Raw genomic sequence first — 16,865 nt, 5'->3', positions numbered from 1 at the left:
CGCATCCTGCCGCCACGCAGACTTGGCCAATCCGCTAAGGTCAGGCTAAGTTAGGTAACCCTTACCGGCTCTCCTCACCGGGGTGGGCGGCTGCGGCACGCCTCGGCAGATATCTCGATGTCGAGATAACTCTAGTACATGGACGCGGGGCGGTCATGTGCTGGGTGCTGGGTTCTGGCTGCGCGCGGGCGTCCGGGGGCGGGTCGGGCGATGTCCGAGGGCGGTCCGGTGGTGCCGGGTGCGGTCCGGTGGTGCCGGGGGCGGTCCGATGGTGCCGGGCGGCGGCGGACGGTCCGGTGGCGGGCCGGGTGCGGTCCGGTGGTGCCGGGCGGCGGCGGACGGTCCGCCACCACCCGGTTCATCGGCAGGCGCGGGCGGCTACGCGGCGGCGTCCTGGCGGGCCAGCCATTCCAGGATCGCCCGGTTGGTCTCCTCCGGCTTCTCCTGCTGGATCCAGTGACCGCAGTCCAGACCGACCACCTCCACCCGCGGCACGAACTCCGCCAGCCGCCCGGACCTCGGGATCACATCCCGGTCGCCATAGATCATGAGCGCGGGCTGGCGGACGACCGGGTCCGCCCCGGCCAGCAGATGCCAGTTGCGGTCCAGGTTCCGGTACCAGTTCACCCCGCCCGTGAACCCGGCCGACTCGAAGGTGGAGACGAAGACCGCCAGTTCGTCATCGCTCATGACGGGGTCACCGAGCGGCTTCTCGGCCAGGGCGAGATCGATGAACGCCATTCCCGGCCGGGGCTCCTGGGGCGGCACGTTCTTCCGGTACAGATTGCGCAGGAATTGAGCGGCGTTCTCGTCGAACACGGCGTCCGCCACGCCCGGCTGCCGATTGAAGTGGACGAAATAGAAATCGCCGCCCAGCATCTCCTCCATCACCTCGATCCAGGGCCGCTCGCCGCGCTCCTGGTACGGCAGACTCAGATTGATCACCTTGTTCACCCGGTCCGGGTGCAGCAGGGTCAGCCCCCAGACGACCATGGCGCCCCAGTCGTGACCGACGAAGGTGGCGTCGTCGTATCCGTAGTGATCGAGAAGGGCGACCAGGTCACCGGTCAGGTGCTCGATGTCGTAGTCGGTGACCTCGGCCGGACGGGACGAGTTCCCGTAGCCCCGCTGGTTCGGGACGATGATATGGAAGCCGGCGGCGGCGAGGACGGGGATCTGGTGCCGCCAGGAGAAGGCGTGCTCCGGCCAGCCGTGGCAGAGCACGATGGGCCTGCCGCCATTCCGCGGGCCCGCTTCGAAGACTTCCAGTTCCACGCCGTTGACGGGAATGAGGGTGGGCTCGGGGAACTCGGCCGGATTGACATCGGACATGCGCTTTTCCTCTCGGTGATTTCTTCTTTCGATCTCCGCTGACGCCATCCTGTCGAGGAAACAGGTCACCCCATGACCGGTTTCTGTGTAAATGTTGCCGGTGTGCGAACCGACCGGCTGGTGGCCCTTCTCCTTCTGCTCCAGCGGCGCGAGCAGGTGACGGCGGCGGAGGTCGCCCGGGAGCTGGAGATCTCCGAGCGCACCGCCCGCCGCGACCTCGACGCCCTGGCCATGGCCGGGGTGCCCGTCTACTCCGTGCAGGGCCGGGGCGGCGGCTGGCGTCTCGTGGGCGGGGCCCGTACCGATCTGTCCGGGCTGACCGCGGGTGAGGCCCGCGCGCTGTTCCTGGTCGCCGGACCGGCCTCGGCGGCGACCCCGGCCGTGAAGGCGGCGCTGCGCAAACTCGTCCAGGCCCTGCCGGAGCCCTTCCGGGTGCAGGCCGAGGCCGCGGCGGCGTCGCTGGTCCTGGACCCGCAGCGGTGGGGGTCGGCTCCGGTCGAGCAGCGGCCCCCGCCCCGCTTCCTCGACGCCCTCCAGGACGCGGTGATCCGCGGCGTCCAGGTGCGGCTCGGCTATGTCGACAGCACCGGTGCCGGGACCGAGCGGACCGTCCACCCGCTGGGCATCGTCGCCAAGGGTCCGTCGTGGTACCTCGTCGCCCATACCGGGGCCGGGCGGCGGACGTTCCGGATCGACCGGGTGTCGTCCGCCGACCCGACCGGCGAACCCGTGACCCGGCCCGAGGACTTCGACCTCGCCCGGTACTGGCGCGAGATCGCCGACGAGGTCGACCGCAGACGAACGCCCCTGGAGGTCCGGGCGGTGTGCGCGCCCGAGGCGCTCGGCGCCCTCCGGCTGACCTTCGGCGCCCGGCTGGAGGTGGGGGGTCCCACGGGCGACGGCCGTATCGAGGTCGTGCTCCGCGGGCACAGCGCGTCCACGGTCGCGGGTGAGCTGGCCGGGCTGGTCGCATGGCTCGAAGTGACCGGTCCGGAGGAGGTGCGGGGCCATCTGGCCTCGATCGGGGCCGCGCTGGTGGAGCGGTACGGGTGAGGGGGTGGGGGGGTGAGGGAGGGTGGCGTGCCTTTGCCCTGTGGTTTGTGCGGCGGAGTGGCGCCGGGGGCTCGTGGCGCGGGGCCCCGCCGGTGCTCAGTAGCCCGCGTCCACCCCGAAGACCCGGCGGAGCTGGGCCATGTCGGCGCGGTCGCGGTCGGTCGGGGGGTAGCCCTGGTGGAAGGCGATCTGCTGGTCCACGGAGAGGCAGGGGACACCGGCGCCGCCGATCGTGCCGGTGGTGAAGCAGTCCGCCGGGTAGAGATACGGGCTCGCCGGGTCGAGCGACCGCTGCACGGCCGACCCGTCCGGGCGGAACGTCACCGGGTGCAGATCGATGTCCCGGCCGCGCGGGTCCGAGACGACGAAACGGGCCGGGCGCCAGTCGAGGGTCTCCACATAACCGGCGGTGGCGAGCGCGGCCAGCAACGCCGGTTCCTGGTCCTCGCGGTGCGCCAGATCGAGGTCGCGGTGGTCGCGGGTCTGCTCGCCGATCAGCGCGTCGATCCCCCAGCCACCGGCGATCCAGACATCGGCGCCCGCACCACGGGCGAGGGACAGGATGGACAGGACGTCGTCGGAAGTCATCACCCGAGGCAGGGTAGAGGGAATCGGGGGCGGGGACGGGGAACTGAGGGGAGGGGGAGACGAGGGCGGGGGGACGAGGACGGGAGGCGGGCATGGGGACGGGGGGACGGAGTGGAGCGTGCGGGCCCGGTGGCGTGGGTTTGATGTGACCATGACTTCATGCCGAGCCCTGACGCTGGTCCCCCGTCATCCCAGCCCACCCCGTCTGCCACCCCGCCGCCCTCCCCTCTCTCTCCTCCCTCCCCTCCCTCCTCTCCCGCCCGGCTCTCGCGGCGCGGGCTCGTCGCCTCGCTCGGGGCCGGGGTGGCGCTGCCGTTCGTCGCACCCCGGTTGACCGCGCGGGCCGTCACCGCCGATACCGCCGCCTCGGCGTCGGGCACCGGCACCGGCACCGGCACCGGCACCGGGGTCACCCTCGCCGCCAACGACGCCTCCCTGTACGCCGCGCTGAGCCTCGGCGCCCTGACCGCCGTACCCCTGCCGGGCACCCCCGGGCGGGTCTCCGTGCGGCAGGCGGACGGTGCCGAGATCGCGCTGCTGACCACGGGGGCGCGGACCGTACGCCTGACCGGGGCGGAGCGGACGTTCACCGAGGACAAGAAGCCCTTCACCGATCTCTTCGACCGGGAGAGACCCGGCGACTGGGGCAGCGCGCCCGCGGGCGGCTCCTGGTCGACCGTCAACGGCGCCGCCACCGACTACTCCGTCCAGCCCGGCACCGGGACCATCGTGCTGAGCAGCGCCAACCTCAGCCGCCACGCCACCCTGCGCGACGACCCGATCGCCGATGTCGAGGTCCGCGCCGACGGCTCCTTCGATCTGGCCCCCTCGGGGGCGTCCCTGTCGTTCGCGGTGTCCTTCGGCTACCAGGACACCAGGAACCACTACCGGGCCCGCCTCCTCCTCCACCCCGGCGGCGCCGCCGAACTCCGCCTGGAGCGCGAACAGGCCGACACCGTCAGCCAGTTGGCGCCCGCCGTGCCACTGCCTAGCGGTCCCGGCACCACCCCCTGGTCGATCCGGGTGCGCCGCACCGGCGACCTGATGCAGGTCCGGGCCTGGCCCACGGCAACCGCCGAACCCGCCACCTGGACCGCCGAGGCGACCGACGGCGTGTTCCGCGCGGGGCGGGTGGGGGTACGGACCGTGGCGTCCACCGGGAGCGACAACCTTCCCGTCCGGTTGCGCGTCACCCGCTTCGCCGTCTCCTCCGCGCACTGGACCGAACCGCCCGCCGTCACCCACCGGCAGTGGATCCGCGTCCTGCCCGCGCCCTTCGACGGCACCTGGACCACCGCCCTGGAACAGACCGTGCGGGCCTGGGCCGGGTCCACCGCGCCGGACGTCCTCGCGCACGCCTTCATGTTCGTCGCGGGCGCCCCCGAGGTGCGGGCGGTGGCGCTGGACGGGGCGCGGGTCCTCGGGGAGGCCGGGTACGGACCGGCGGCGACCGACGGCACCCGGCGCGAGGGCGCCGACTTCCATGAGTACATGGGCCTGCCCTGGACCTTCCCGGTCGGCGGCACCCGTCCCGCCCCGAGCGCCCTGTGGCCCGGCCATCTGGACTGCTCGGGCTATGTCCGGATGGTGTACGGCCACCACGGCGGGGTCCCCCTCGCCGCCGCCGACGACCCCGCGCGGACCGCCCTGCCCCGGCGCTCCCACGACCAGTCCCTGCACGCCCCCGGCGTCACCCTCGCCCAGTCCGCCGCCGGGCCGCCGGACCTCGCCCTGCTCCAACCCGGCGACCTGCTGTTCTTCGACGCCGACAGCGCGGACGCCGGGGAGATCGACCACGTCGGGATCCATCTGGGCACCGACCACGCGGGACGGCCCCGGTTCCTGTCCAGCCGCAAGACAGCCGACGGCCCGACCATGGCCGACCTCGGCGGCCCCTCGACGCTGGACGGCGACGGCCTCTACGCGCTCGCCCTGCGCTCGGTGCACCGCCTCTGAGCCACGCCGGGCCACCGGGTCGTCACAGGGTCACCGGGCCGCAGGGCCAACGGGTCACGGGTCACGGGTCACCGAGCCGCCGGGCGGCCGGGACAGGCCGGGCCACCGGAGCGGCTACCAAGGTGACGGCTCTCCCAGCTCCCTCAGCAGGCCGCGTTCCGCGGGGCTGAAGGGAGGGCCGTCCAGCGGGCGGCGGTGCGGTCCGGCGAGGGCGGTGAGCAGGGCGCGCGGGCTCACCAGGGAGGCGGGCGGCGCCTGGAGCGACAGGACGTCGGTCAGCGCGGTCGCCGCGTGGAAGGAACCGGTGGCCGTGTGGGAGAGCCTGCCGACGTAGCGGTGCAGCAGCCGGTCGGCGAGGTTCGGGGTGCGGCCGGTGGTGGTGGCGAAGTGGATGTCGGTGCCCACCGCGAGGTCCCAGGCGTTGCCGACGCGGGCACCGACGGCACGCTGGACGCGGCGGGCGAGGCCGGGCACCAGGCCGGTGGCGCGCAGGTCGTCCCGGAGCGCGACGGCGCCCTGTGCCGCGGCCGACATGCCCTGCCCGTACAGCGGGTTGAAGGCGGCGACGGCGTCGCCGAGCACGACCAGGCCGTCCGGCCAGGAGGGGAGGCGTTCGTAGTAGTACCGGCGGTTGGTGGTGCTGTGGGTGACGCTGACCTCGGTGAGGGGCTCGGCGTACCGGATCAGGTCGGCTATGACGGGGTGGCGCAGGGTGCGGGCGAAGGGCTCGAAGGCGTCGGGGTCGGTGGTGGGGTGGCCGCCGGGGCCGCCCATCAGGCTGACGTGCCAGCGGTCGCCCTCGACGGGCAGGATGCCGCCGGAGCCCGCCGGGCCGGGGTGCCGGGGATCGGCCTGCACGGCGACGACGGGCCAGCCGGCGGTGGGGACGGGGGCGCGGTAGAAGCGGCTGGCGTAGGCGAGTCCGGAGGTGATGTCGTCCTGGACGAGTCCGGTGACGCCCAGGGTCCTGAGCCAGTGGGGGGTGCGGGTGGCGCGGCCGGAGGCGTCGATGACCAGGTCGGCGGCGAGGTCGCGTTCCGTCCCGTCGGCGGCGCGCACCCGTACTCCGGTGACCCGGCCGCCGTCGCCGAGCAGGGCGACGGCCCTGGTGTGCGGGCGGACGCCGACGCGGGGGTCCTTGAGGATCCGGTCGCGGACGACGGAGTCGGTGAGGTCGCGGCCCGCGGTGATCACCTGGTGGGTGGCGCGCCGCCAGCGCCGGTACCAGCCCTGCGGGGAGTACACGATCATGTCGGTGGTCACCGGGATCCGGTGCGCTCCCGAGGCCAGCAGCAGATCGACGGTGCCGGGCAGCAGATCCTCCAGGGCGTCGATGCCGCCGGTCTGGAGGAGGTGGATGTGCGCGGCCTGCGGCACCCCGGCGCGCGGCACCGGCCCCTCGGGCAGTTCATGGGCCTCGACGATGACGACGGAGCCGACGTGCTCCCGCACGGCCGCCGCGGCGAGCATCCCGCCGATGCTGCCGCCGATGACGACGGCACGGGCGGGCGGGCGGCTGGTGGGTTCCGTGCTGCTGGACATGACGGACTGCCTTCTGCCGGGGCACGCGGCGCGGTCCCCACGCCGGTGCGGAACGGATCGCGGATCGGATGACGCAAGGGCTGCCATTGACGGGACTGCGGGGGGCTGGAGGTGGGTGGTTGTCAGTGGCGGGGCCTACTGTGCCGTCCATGGAGACGATCTACCAGACGTGGGCGGAGACGGTGGCGCTGTTCGAACGGCGCGGCCTGCCCGAGGAGTTGTACGGCGGCCTGTACGAGGAGGAGTACATCCTGCACCCGGGGCCCGCGGCCCCGCCCGGCTCGCTGTGGCTGGACGACCACCAGTACCGGCATCTGAACCCCTGGATCAGGGCCGGGGGGCGCCCCGAGTACGAGGGGATCGACGGCGCGGTCACCGGCTATGTCGTGGACGGCGACCTGGAGATCGACGGCAATGTCCTGAACCTGGACTTCGGCAGCCCGGCGCTGATCGTGCTCGGTGATCTGAGGGTGGCGAACCTGGTGCTGGCGGGCGATGCCCGGCTGCTGGTCCGGGGCGGCATCGAGGCCGAGACGGTCATCGGCACGACGACGGACGGGGTGTTGGCGGCGGGCGGTGATCTGCGGGCGGGGCTCGCGGTGCTGTGGGACGAGTTCCTGCCGGAGATCGGCGGACGGCTGCGCGGACGTCCGGTCGTCCCCGGGTACGCCGACCTCGCCGGGGCCGGTCTGAGCGTGGATCAGCCGGACCCGGCGCGGGAGCCGGCGGAGCTGCTGGTCCCGGAGATCCTGATCCCCGCCGGAGCCGATCCCGGCGACGACGACCGGCTCGCCGGGGCGGGCCTGCGCTACGAGGGGATGCTGGACCGGCTGGTGGCGGGTCTGCCCCTGCTACGCGACGGCCGCGCGGTCGCCCCGCTGAAGGAACTGCCGCCCCCGCGATGAACGCCGGCCCCGACTGTCCGGGAGGACATCCTGTACGTCCGGGAGGACATCCTCCACGTCCAGGAGGGGCCCTCACCCCACCTCACCCCCGCCAGACCCACCCCCGTACATCCCCCTCCACCGCCGTCACATAGGCGCGGGCCACCTCCGCCGCCGGGGTGCCGGTGGAGCCGTCGTGGCCCAGGGACTCCAGGGTTTCGCTGATCCATCCCGGGCTGACGAGATTGAGCCGTACCCCGCGCGGGAGTTCGGCGGCGGCGTTGCGGACGAAGCCCTCCAGGCCGCCGTTGACCAGGGCGCCGAGCGAGCCGCCGGGGAGGGGTTCGGCGAAGGTGCCGCCGGTGAGGGTGACGGAGCCGCCCTCCCGGACGGCCCGCGCCGCCCGCCGGGCCAGCGCGACCTGCCCCAGCAGCTTGCCCTGCACGCCCGCCGCGAACGTGTCGTCGCCCGCGGTCACGAGGTCGACCAGCGGGCCGCTCGCGGCGCAGCAGATCACCGCGTCCAGACCGGTCGCCGTCTCGAACAGGGCGTCCAGGGAGGCCGGTTCCTCCAGGTCCACCCGGAGGGGGCCGCGGCGCGAGGCCCGCACCACCTCGTGCGCCCGCTGCTCCAGCGCCCGGACGACAGCCGTCCCGATCGTGCCGCCCGCGCCGACCACCAGGATCTTCATGACGCTCCTTCGCCGGGGGCCGTGCGCAGGCCCAGGAGGCTGTGCTGGATCGCCCCTGCGGGGGTCTTGTCCGCGCCGGACTCGCTGCGTGTCAACTCCACCAGGGCGGCGCGCAGTTCAGTGGCCGGTTCGCCGAGGACGATGGCGCTGAGCACCAGTTCCAGCATCAGCCGGTCACGGTCGTCGTCCGTGGGGCGCGCGCGGGCGGGGTCGCGTTCGACCAGGGCGCGGGTGATGCGGCGCCCGCCGCCCTCGGCCGGCGCGACCTCGGCGAAGGTGGCCGCATAGATGCCGCGGCCCGTCCAACTGCGGTGCAGGAAGACCTCGTCGCCCTCGCTGAAGACATGCCATTTCTCGTCCATGTCCCGCGCCCTGTAGCCGCGCCGGATGACCTGCCAGTCCGCGTCCGACCAGATCCGGGCGGGCGGCCGGGGCAGGGGGTGCGGCGTCGAGAGGGGGTGGAGGTCGCGGAAGGAGGAACGGGTGAGGGCGGGCTCGTCGTCGGCAGACATGCCGTGATCCTAGACAGTGACCCGCGACGACGCCCGTCCCTTTTCCGGAGGCCGCCGCCCCGCTCACGCCGCCGCCGGTTCCTCCGCCCGGCCCGCCGTCGCCGTCTCCGTGTCCCGGTGGATCGGCGCGCCGCTGCCCGTCAGGGGTGAGCCGGAGCCGCCCCGGCGGGCGGCGATGACCTCCGCCGCGATGGACAGCGCCGTCTCCTCGGGGGTGCGGGCGCCCAGGTCCAGGCCGATCGGGGAGCGCAGCCGGGTGAGTTCGGCGTCGGTCAGGCCCGCCTCGCGCAGCCGGGTCTCCCGGTCGGCGTGGGTGCGCCGCGAGCCCATCGCGCCTATGTACGCCACCGGCAGCCGCAACGCCTCCACCAGCAGCGGTACATCGAACTTGGCGTCATGGGTGAGGACGCACAGCACCGTACGGGCGTCGGTCGGGGTGGTCCGGAGATAGCGGTGGGGCCAGTCGATGACGATCTCGTCGGCGTCCGGGAAGCGGGCGCGGGTGGCGAAGACCGGGCGGGCGTCGCAGACCGTGACGTGGTAGCCGAGGAACTTCCCGGCCCGGACCAGCGCCGCCGCGAAGTCGATCGCGCCGAAGACGATCATCCGGGGCGGCGGCACGCTCGACTCCACGAACAGGGTGAGTCCGCCGGGGCAGTGCGAGCCGTTCTCCGAGATCTCCACACTGCCCGTGCGGCCCACCTCCAGGAGGGCGCGGGCCTCGGCGGCGGCGACCCGGTCGAGCCCCCGGGAGAGTCCGAACCCGCCCTCGTGGGAGCCGTCGGGGCGGACCGTCATGGCCCGGCCGAGCTGCTCGCGCGGGCCCCGGGCGACCCGGACCACCGCCGCGCCCTCGCCGCGGGCGGCGGCGGCCAGCGCCGCGGCGACGACCGGGCGGTCGGGGGATCCCACCCCGACCGGGGTGACGAGTACCTCGACCGTGCCACCGCAGGTCAGGCCGACGGCGAAGGCGTCGTCGTCGCTGTAGCCGAAGCTCTCGCGCAGGGTCTCGCCGTCGCGCAGGGCGCGCTCGCACAGTTCGTAGACCGCGCCCTCCACGCAGCCGCCGGAGACCGAGCCGATCGCCGTGCCCTCGCTGTCCACGGCGAGGGCGGCGCCGGGGCCCCGGGGGGCGCTGCCGCCCGTCGCCACGACCGTGGCGACGGCGAACGCGCGCCCTTCGGCCACCCAGTGGTCCAGCTCCCGGGCGATGTCGAACATCCTTGCCTCCGTGCACCGGCCGCGGAGCGGCCCGGCGGGTTCGGCCCCGGTGTCCCGCGGCACCGGGGTGTGGGGTGGTGTGTGCTCTGAGGTGAACGTGGGGGTCGGTTCGCCGGTTCCCCGGGCCGGTGTGCGGGACCCGTTCCCGGGGGCCGGTGTGCCGGTGACCGGGGCTGCGGGGCTGCGGGGCTGCGGGGCTGCGGGGCTGCGGGGCTGCGGGGCTGCGGCGAGGATCCTGTGCCGGTGGTCGGGCCTCCGGCTCCCTAGGGTCTCTCTCCGGGGCCGGGGGAGGATGCGGCCCCGATGGTCGGGCCCTGGACCCCTGTTCACGGATGCGGTGGCCGGGGTGCATGCGGTCCCGGCGGTCGGGCCCGCCTGCCGGGAATCCGCACCCGGAGCCGAGGCGAGGACGCAACCCCCGGCGATCAGGCACCCGACGGCCGGGAAGCCGTGCCCGGGGCCGGGGCGAGGACGCACCCCCGGTGACCCATCCCCCGGCCCCCGCGAGCCCGTCCCCGGAGCCCCAGCGAGGACGCCCCCCCGGGGGACCGGCCCCCCGATCCCGCAGGCCCGCCGCACCCGGAAAGGCCACGGCAAGGAAGCGCCCCCCGGCGATCAGCCCCCCAACCCCCCAGCATCCGCGCCCAGGGTCGCGCCCAGGACGCGGTCCGGGCGGAGCGGCAGGTCGCGGTGGCGGACGCCGGTCGCGTGCCAGACGGCGTTGGCGATGGCCGCCGCCGTGCCGACGATGCCGATCTCGCCGATGCCCTTGATGCCGACGGGGTCGTCGTCGTCCTCCGGCGGGGCGAGCCAGTGGGCCTCGATGGCGGGGACGTCGGCGTGGGCGGCGAAGTGGTAGCCCGCGAGGTCGGGGCCGACCGGGGCGCCGGAGAGGGGATCACGGGCGGCCTCCTCGTGCAGGGCCATGGACAGGCCCCAGGTCATCCCGCCGACGAACTGCCCCCGGGCGGTGAGCGGATTGACGATCCGCCCGGCGGCGAAGACGCCGAGCAGCCGCCGGACCCGGATCTCCCCGGTCCCGGTGTCGACGGCGACCTCGGCGAACTGGGCGCCGTAGGAGTGCCGTTCGCGGGCGGGCAGGGCGGCGAGGGCGGCGGCGGTGTCGGCGCGGGCGGTGATGCCCTCCGGGGGCGGGGCGGCACCGGGGACCAGTTGTTCGCGCAGGTCGCGGGCGGCGGTGGTGACGGCCAGGGCCCAGGAGCGGGTGCCGGTGGAGCCGCCCGCGATCGACGCCGGTCCGAAGTCGCTGTCGCCGATGCGGACCCGGACCCGGCCGGGCGGCACGTCCAGCGCGTCGGCGGCGATCAGGGTGAGCGCCGTGCGGGCGCCGGTGCCGATGTCGGCGGCGGTGATACGGACGGTGAAGGTGCCGTCGGCCTCGGCGGTGACGGCCGCGGTGGAGGGCCCGGCACCGGCCGGGAAGCAGGCGGCGGCGGTGCCGGTGCCGAGCAGCAGCGGGCCCTCGCGGCGCAGCCCGGGGCGGGGGTCACGCCCGGCCCAGCCGAATCGGGCGGCGCCCTCGCGGAAGCAGTCGAGGAGCTGCCGTCCGGCGAAGGGGAGGCCGGAGACCGGGCCGAGCGCGGGTTCGTTGCGGGCGCGCAGATCGATGGGGTCGAGGCCGAGGCGGGCGGCGAGTTCGTCGAGGGCGCACTCCAGGGCGAAGGAGCCGGGTGCCTCGCCGGGGGCGCGCATGTAGGTCGGGGAGGGCACGTCGAGGCGGACCAGGCGGTGGGCGGTGTGGTGGGCGTCGGCGGCGTAGAGCACGCGGCCGGTGGCGGCGGCGGGCTCGGTGAACTCGTGGACGGTGGAGGTGGGGTTGAGTCCCTGGTGCTCCAGGGCGCGCAGGTGTCCGTCGGGTCCGGCGCCGAGCCGCACCCGCTGGACGGTGGGGCTGCGGTAGCCGGCGAGGGAGAACATCTGGCGCCGGGTCAGCACGACCCGGACCGGGCGGCGCAGCAGGGTCGCGGCCATCACGGCGGCCACCTGGTGGGCGCGCAGCCCCTTGGAGCCGAAGCCGCCGCCGATGTGCTCGGAGCGGACGCGCACCGCGCCCGGGTCGAGCGAGAACATCCGCGCCAGGCCGCCCTGGACCCAGGCGGCACCCTGGTTGGAGTCGATGAGTTCGAGTCGGCCGTCGTCCCAGCGGGCGGTGGCGGCGTGCGGCTCCATGGGGTTGTGGTGCTGCTCGGGGGTGGTGTAGCGGGCGTCGACCAGGACGGCGGACGCGGCGAGCGCGGCGTCGAGATCGCCCTTGCGGACGGCGGCGGCGACATGCGCTCCGTCCGGGGGGACGTAGGCGCCGGGGTGGTCGGCGCGGAAGGCGGTGTCGTGGGGTTCGGCGTCGTACTCCACGGCGAGGGTCTCGGCGGTCTCCCGCGCCTGCTCGGGCGTCTCGGCGACGACCAGGGCGACGGGCCAGCCCCGGTGCGGCACCCGGTCGTGCTGGAAGACGGCGCTGGTGGCGTCCCCCACGTCCCGTTCGACGTGCGGGGCGTTGCCGTGGTGCAGGACGGCGAGGACGCCGGGCCGGGCGAGCGCGGAGGCGCTGTCCACGGAGCGGATGCGGCCCCGGGTGACGGTGGACAGCACCAGCCAGCCGTGCGCGAGGTCGGCGAACGGGACCTCCCCGGCGTAGCGGGCCGACCCGGTGACCTTCTCGGGCCCTTCGACCCGGGTGTGCGGGACACCGACGGCGGCGGTGGAGGTGGGGGTGAGGGTCATCGGTGGCCCCCCTGGGCGGTCGTCGGGGCGGGTCCGGCGGCTTCCGCGGGTGCCGCGAGTTCGGTGAGCAGGGCGGTGACGAGGTTGCGGACGAGGGGGATCTTGTAGGCGTTGTCCCGCAGCGGGGTGGCCGCGGCGAGTTCGGCGTCGGCGGCGCGGGTGAAGGCGTCCGGGGTGGCGGGGCCGCCGAGCAGGGCCCGCTCGGCGACGCGGGCCCGCCAGGGCCGGGAGGCGACCGCGCCGAACGCCAGCCGGACATCCCGTACGACGCCGTCGGCGGTGTCGAGGGCGGCGGCGACGGACCCGATGGCGAAGGCGTACGAGGCGCGTTCGCGGACCTTGCGGTAGCGGGAGCGGGCGGCGACCGGGGCGGGCGGCAGGGTGACGGCGGTGATCAGCGCGTCCGGGGGCAGCACGGTCTCGCGGTGCGGGGTGTCGGCGACGGGCGGGTAGAGCGCGTCGAGGGGGATCTCCCCGGCGCCGTCCCGGCTCTCGTAGGCCACGACCGCGTCGAAGGCGGTGAGGGCGACGGCGAGGTCCGAGGGGTGGACGGCGACGCAGTGCGCGGAGGCGCCGAGGACGGCGTGGCCGCGGTGCTCGCCCCGGACGGCGGAGCAGCCGGTGCCGGGGTCGCGTTTGTTGCAGGGGGCGGTGAGGTCGGTGAAGTAGGGGCAGCGGGTGCGCTGGAGGAGGTTGCCGCCGATGGTGGCCATGTTGCGGAGCTGGCCGGAGGCGCCGGACAGGACGGCCTGCGCGAGCGCGGGGTGGGCGCGGCGGACGTCCGGGTGGGCGGCGAGGTCGCTGTGGGTGACGGTGGCGCCGATGCGCAGGGAGCCGTCGGCGGTGCGCTCGACGCGGTCCAGGGGGAGGCGGCGGATGTCGACGAGGCGGGTGGGGCGTTCGACGCCGGACTTCATCAGGTCGACGAGGTTGGTGCCGCCGCCGAGGTAGCGGGCGTCGGGGTCGCGGCCGTGGAGGGCGAGGGCGCCGGGGATGTCGTGGGCGCGGTCGTAGCCGAACTCCCTCACGCGGCGCCCTCCTCGGGGGTGCTGGAGGTGGCGCCGGTGAGGCGGGCGGCGTGCGCGACGGCGTCGACGATGGCGACGTAGGCCCCGCACCGGCAGAGGTTGCCGCTCATCCGCTCGCGGATCTCGGCCGGGGTGAGGGGCGGGGGCCCGCTCTCCGGACGGAGGTCGGTGGTGACGGCGCTGGGCCAGCCGGCCGCGTGCTCGTCCAGGACGGCGACGGCGGAGCATATCTGGCCGGGGGTGCAGTAGCCGCACTGGTAGCCGTCGAGGTCGAGGAACGCCTGCTGGACGGGGTGCAGTCGGCCGCCGTCCCGGGCGAGCCCCTCGACGGTGGTGATCTCGGTGCCCTCGGCGGCGACGGCGAGGGTCAGGCAGGCCAGGGTGCGGCGTCCGCCGGTGAGGACGGTGCAGGCGCCGCACTGTCCGTGGTCGCAGCCCTTCTTGGTGCCGGTGAGGTCGAGCCGCTCGCGCAGGGCGTCGAGGAGGGTGGTGCGGTGGTCGGCGGTCAGCGCGTACTTCTCTCCGTTGATGTGGAGGGTGAGGTCGCTGGAGGTCGGCGCGGGGGCCGAAGCCATGGTCAGCCTTCTTTCGCGGATCGGTCGCGGATCGGTCGCGGGTCCGGGCGTCTTGGGGCCTTGCGGGCGCCGGTGGGCGCGGGTGGGAACCGGTGGGCGCGGGGGTGGGAACCGGCGATCGCGCGCTGCGAGACTGGGCTCGGCGCCGCCACCCCCGGAGACTCAACCGGACAACTGTCCGGATACGCTCAGGAACGTAGCGGACAGCCGTCCGGTTGGCAAGATCGAGTGCGCGTGGGACAGGCCGGGAGGGGCGACTATGAGACAGCCGAGGGGCGAGGCGGCGCGGGGGCCGGACGGCCCCGCCCAGCGGGTGGACGCCCAGCGCAACCGCGAACGCATCCTGGCGGTCGCCCTCACCGAGCTGACCCGCGACGCCGGGGCCCCGCTGAGCGCCATCGCCAGGAAGGCGTGCGTCGGACAGGGCACGCTCTACCGCCACTTCCCGAACCGCGAGGCGCTGGTCATCGAGCTGTACCGGCACGAGATGCAGCAGGTGGCGGACGCGGCGCCGGAACTGCTGCGCACCCGCGCCCCGGAGCGGGCCCTGCGCGAGTGGATGGACCATCTGGCCCGCTACTACATGACCAAAATCGGACTGGCCGAGGCGATCCGCCGGGCGACGACCGCGCCCGGCGGATCACCCCGGCCGGGCGCCGCCCCCCTGCTGGAGGCGATCGAACTCCTCCTGTCCGCGGGCGAGCGGGCGGGGACCGTCCGCCCCGGTGTCACCGCCGACGATTTCGTGCTGGCCATCGCGGGCCTCTGGCAGATCGACCCGGCCGACGACTGGCAGCCGAGGGCGCAGCGGCTGCTGGACCTGGTGATGCGGGGCCTGAGCACCACACCCCCCACCAACCACAACACACTCCCCCATCCACCCCACCAACCCCCAATCCCCCCCACCTCCGACACAAGCGTCCCCACCAGCGGCTCTTGACGCCCTTTCACCCGAACGGACCCCCCAGCGAGCGCCATCTCATATCTGAGATAGCCTCAACGTCATGGCAGACGACTACCTCGAACGCATCGGCAAGCTCATCCGAGACGCCCGTCAGCACCGGGGCTGGACCCAGTCGCAGCTCGCGGAGGCACTGGGCACCAGCCAGAGCGCCGTCAATCGCATCGAGCGCGGCAACCAGAACATCAGCCTTGAGATGATCGCCCGAATCGGTGAAGCCCTGGACAGCGAAATCGTCTCGCTGGGCTACGCGGGCCCGATGCACCTCCGCGTCGTCGGCGGTCGCCGCCTGTCCGGCGCGATCGACGTCAAGACGAGCAAGAACGCGTGCGTGGCGCTGCTGTGCGCGACGCTGCTGAACAAGGGCCGTACGGTGCTGCGCCGGGTGGCGCGGATCGAGGAGGTCTACCGTCTGCTGGAGGTGCTGGGCTCCATCGGCGTCCGCACCCGCTGGATCAACGGCGGGGTGGACCTGGAGATCGTGCCCCCGGCCGACCTCGACATGGACGCGATCGACGCGGACGCCGCCGTACGCACCCGCTCGATCATCATGTTCTTCGGCCCGCTGCTGCACCGCATGGACCGCTTCAAGCTGCCCTACGCCGGTGGCTGCGACCTCGGCACCCGGACGATCGAGCCGCACATGATCGCGCTGCGCCGGTTCGGGCTGGACATCGCGGCGACGGAGGGCCAGTACCACGCGCTGGTGGACCGGGCCGTCCGCCCCGACCGCCCGATCGTCCTGACCGAGCGCGGCGACACGGTGACCGAGAACGCGCTCCTCGCCGCCGCCCGCCACGACGGGGTCACCACGATCCGCAACGCCTCCTCCAACTACATGGTCCAGGACCTGTGCTTCTTCCTGGAGGCGCTGGGCGTGCGGGTGGACGGCATCGGCACCACCACACTCACCGTCCACGGGGTCCCCACGATCGACGTGGACGTGGACTACTCCCCCTCCGAGGACCCGGTGGAGGCGATGAGCCTGCTGGCCGCCGCGGTGGTCACCGAGTCCGAACTCACCGTCCGCCGGGTGCCCATCGAGTTCCTGGAGATCGAGCTGGCGGTCCTGGAGGAGATGGGCCTCGACCACGACCGCAGCCCCGAGTACGTCGCCGACAACGGCCGCACCCGGCTGGCCGACCTGACCGTGCGCCCCTCGAAACTCGAAGCGCCGATCGACAAGATCCACCCGATGCCGTTCCCCGGCCTCAACATCGACAACGTCCCCTTCTTCGCGGCCATCGCCGCGGTGGCCCAGGGCAAGACCCTGATCCACGACTGGGTCTACGACAACCGCGCGATCTACCTCACCGACCTCAACCGCCTCGGCGGCCGGCTCCAGCTCCTGGACCCCCACCGCGTCCTGGTCGAGGGCCCCACCCGCTGGCGCGCCGCGGAAATGATGTGCCCCCCGGCGCTCCGCCCCGCGGTGGTCGTCCTCCTGGCGATGATGGCGGCGGACGGGACATCGGTGCTGCGGAACGTGTATGTCATCAACCGGGGGTACGAGGATCTGGCGGAGCGGCTGAATTCGATCGGGGCGCAGATCGAGATCTTCCGGGATATTTAGCGGGCGGGGGGCTGCCGCTCCCCCGTTGACCTGCTGCTGTGGTGAGTCAGAAGCTCTCGGATCCGGGCCGGCGCGAACGGATCCAGGCGATGGTGTCCCGATGGACCCGCTCCACCGGGTGCGCGGTCTCCGGCCATTCCCGCAAGCGGATGGTCAGGGGCCGCGCAACGGCACCCGGCTGAACAGTCCTACGGTGGAGCCGGCCCG

Annotated in this window: 14 protein-coding genes; 5 read left to right on the top strand and 9 right to left on the bottom strand. The window is 74.2% G+C overall.

The genetic code is table 11. The features are described 5' to 3' along the window. Positions 1–378: 378 nt before the first annotated feature. Entirely contained in the window at positions 379–1,332 is a 954-nt protein-coding gene (locus tag AB0O01_RS16360; protein WP_365313910.1) for an alpha/beta hydrolase, read from the bottom strand. 102 nt (positions 1,333–1,434) lie between these two features. Between AB0O01_RS16360 and AB0O01_RS16355 the strand changes: the two genes are divergently transcribed. Next, entirely contained in the window at positions 1,435–2,385 is a 951-nt protein-coding gene (locus AB0O01_RS16355) for a WYL domain-containing protein (protein ID WP_365313908.1), read from the top strand. Between the two features lie 96 nt (positions 2,386–2,481). Here AB0O01_RS16355 and AB0O01_RS16350 read toward each other — a convergent pair whose 3' ends face one another. After that, the gene (locus AB0O01_RS16350; RefSeq protein ID WP_365313906.1) at positions 2,482–2,973 is read right to left on the bottom strand and encodes an amino acid transporter; all 492 of its coding nucleotides are present in this window, start codon (positions 2,971–2,973) and stop codon (positions 2,482–2,484) included. A gap of 303 nt (positions 2,974–3,276) precedes the next feature. Between AB0O01_RS16350 and AB0O01_RS16345 the strand changes: the two genes are divergently transcribed. After that, on the top strand, positions 3,277–4,929 hold the full coding sequence (locus AB0O01_RS16345; RefSeq protein WP_365313904.1) for an NlpC/P60 family protein: 1,653 nt from the start codon (positions 3,277–3,279) through the stop codon (positions 4,927–4,929). Between the two features lie 114 nt (positions 4,930–5,043). Here AB0O01_RS16345 and AB0O01_RS16340 read toward each other — a convergent pair whose 3' ends face one another. Next, a complete protein-coding gene (locus AB0O01_RS16340) occupies positions 5,044–6,471 on the bottom strand; it encodes an FAD-dependent monooxygenase (protein ID WP_365313902.1) in 1,428 nt (475 codons plus the stop codon). 149 nt (positions 6,472–6,620) lie between these two features. Here AB0O01_RS16340 and AB0O01_RS16335 point away from each other — a divergent pair, with 149 nt between their 5' ends. After that, entirely contained in the window at positions 6,621–7,376 is a 756-nt protein-coding gene (locus AB0O01_RS16335) for a hypothetical protein (RefSeq protein ID WP_365313900.1), read from the top strand. A gap of 82 nt (positions 7,377–7,458) precedes the next feature. Here AB0O01_RS16335 and AB0O01_RS16330 read toward each other — a convergent pair whose 3' ends face one another. From AB0O01_RS16330 to AB0O01_RS16305, 6 genes are all read right to left on the bottom strand, one after another. After that, positions 7,459–8,046, bottom strand: a complete 588-nt coding sequence (locus AB0O01_RS16330; protein ID WP_365313898.1) for a short chain dehydrogenase — start codon at positions 8,044–8,046, stop codon at positions 7,459–7,461. Next, positions 8,043–8,483: a hypothetical protein gene (locus AB0O01_RS16325; RefSeq protein WP_365314407.1), complete on the bottom strand. Its 441-nt coding sequence runs from the start codon at positions 8,481–8,483 to the stop codon at positions 8,043–8,045. The genes AB0O01_RS16330 and AB0O01_RS16325 overlap by 4 nt, the downstream gene beginning before the upstream one ends. 138 nt (positions 8,484–8,621) lie before the next feature. Next, the gene (locus AB0O01_RS16320; protein WP_365313896.1) at positions 8,622–9,779 is read right to left on the bottom strand and encodes an XdhC/CoxI family protein; all 1,158 of its coding nucleotides are present in this window, start codon (positions 9,777–9,779) and stop codon (positions 8,622–8,624) included. 615 nt (positions 9,780–10,394) lie between these two features. Further along, a complete protein-coding gene (locus AB0O01_RS16315; protein ID WP_365313894.1) occupies positions 10,395–12,521 on the bottom strand; it encodes a xanthine dehydrogenase family protein molybdopterin-binding subunit in 2,127 nt (708 codons plus the stop codon). Continuing rightward, complete coding sequence (locus tag AB0O01_RS16310) at positions 12,518–13,549, bottom strand: xanthine dehydrogenase family protein subunit M (protein WP_365313892.1); 1,032 nt, start codon at positions 13,547–13,549, stop codon at positions 12,518–12,520. The genes AB0O01_RS16315 and AB0O01_RS16310 overlap by 4 nt, the downstream gene beginning before the upstream one ends. Next, positions 13,546–14,124, bottom strand: coding sequence for a 2Fe-2S iron-sulfur cluster-binding protein (locus AB0O01_RS16305; RefSeq protein WP_365313890.1), 579 nt, complete (start codon positions 14,122–14,124; stop codon positions 13,546–13,548). Before AB0O01_RS16305 ends, AB0O01_RS16310 begins: the two co-directional genes overlap by 4 nt. A gap of 259 nt (positions 14,125–14,383) precedes the next feature. Between AB0O01_RS16305 and AB0O01_RS16300 the strand changes: the two genes are divergently transcribed. Then, positions 14,384–15,064, top strand: a complete 681-nt coding sequence (locus tag AB0O01_RS16300) for a TetR/AcrR family transcriptional regulator (RefSeq protein ID WP_365313888.1) — start codon at positions 14,384–14,386, stop codon at positions 15,062–15,064. Positions 15,065–15,128: 64 nt separating this feature from the next. Next, positions 15,129–16,658 (top strand): UDP-N-acetylglucosamine 1-carboxyvinyltransferase, encoded by a 1,530-nt coding sequence (locus AB0O01_RS16295; RefSeq protein WP_365313886.1) that lies wholly within the window; start codon positions 15,129–15,131, stop codon positions 16,656–16,658. Positions 16,659–16,865 lie beyond the last annotated feature (207 nt).

Origin of the sequence: Streptomyces sp. NPDC093252 (assembly GCF_040683675.1) — a bacterium.
Lineage (GTDB): Bacteria > Actinomycetota > Actinomycetes > Streptomycetales > Streptomycetaceae > Streptomyces.
Note: the sequence above shows the minus strand (reverse complement) of the source record. Positions and strands in the feature narration are given on the sequence as shown.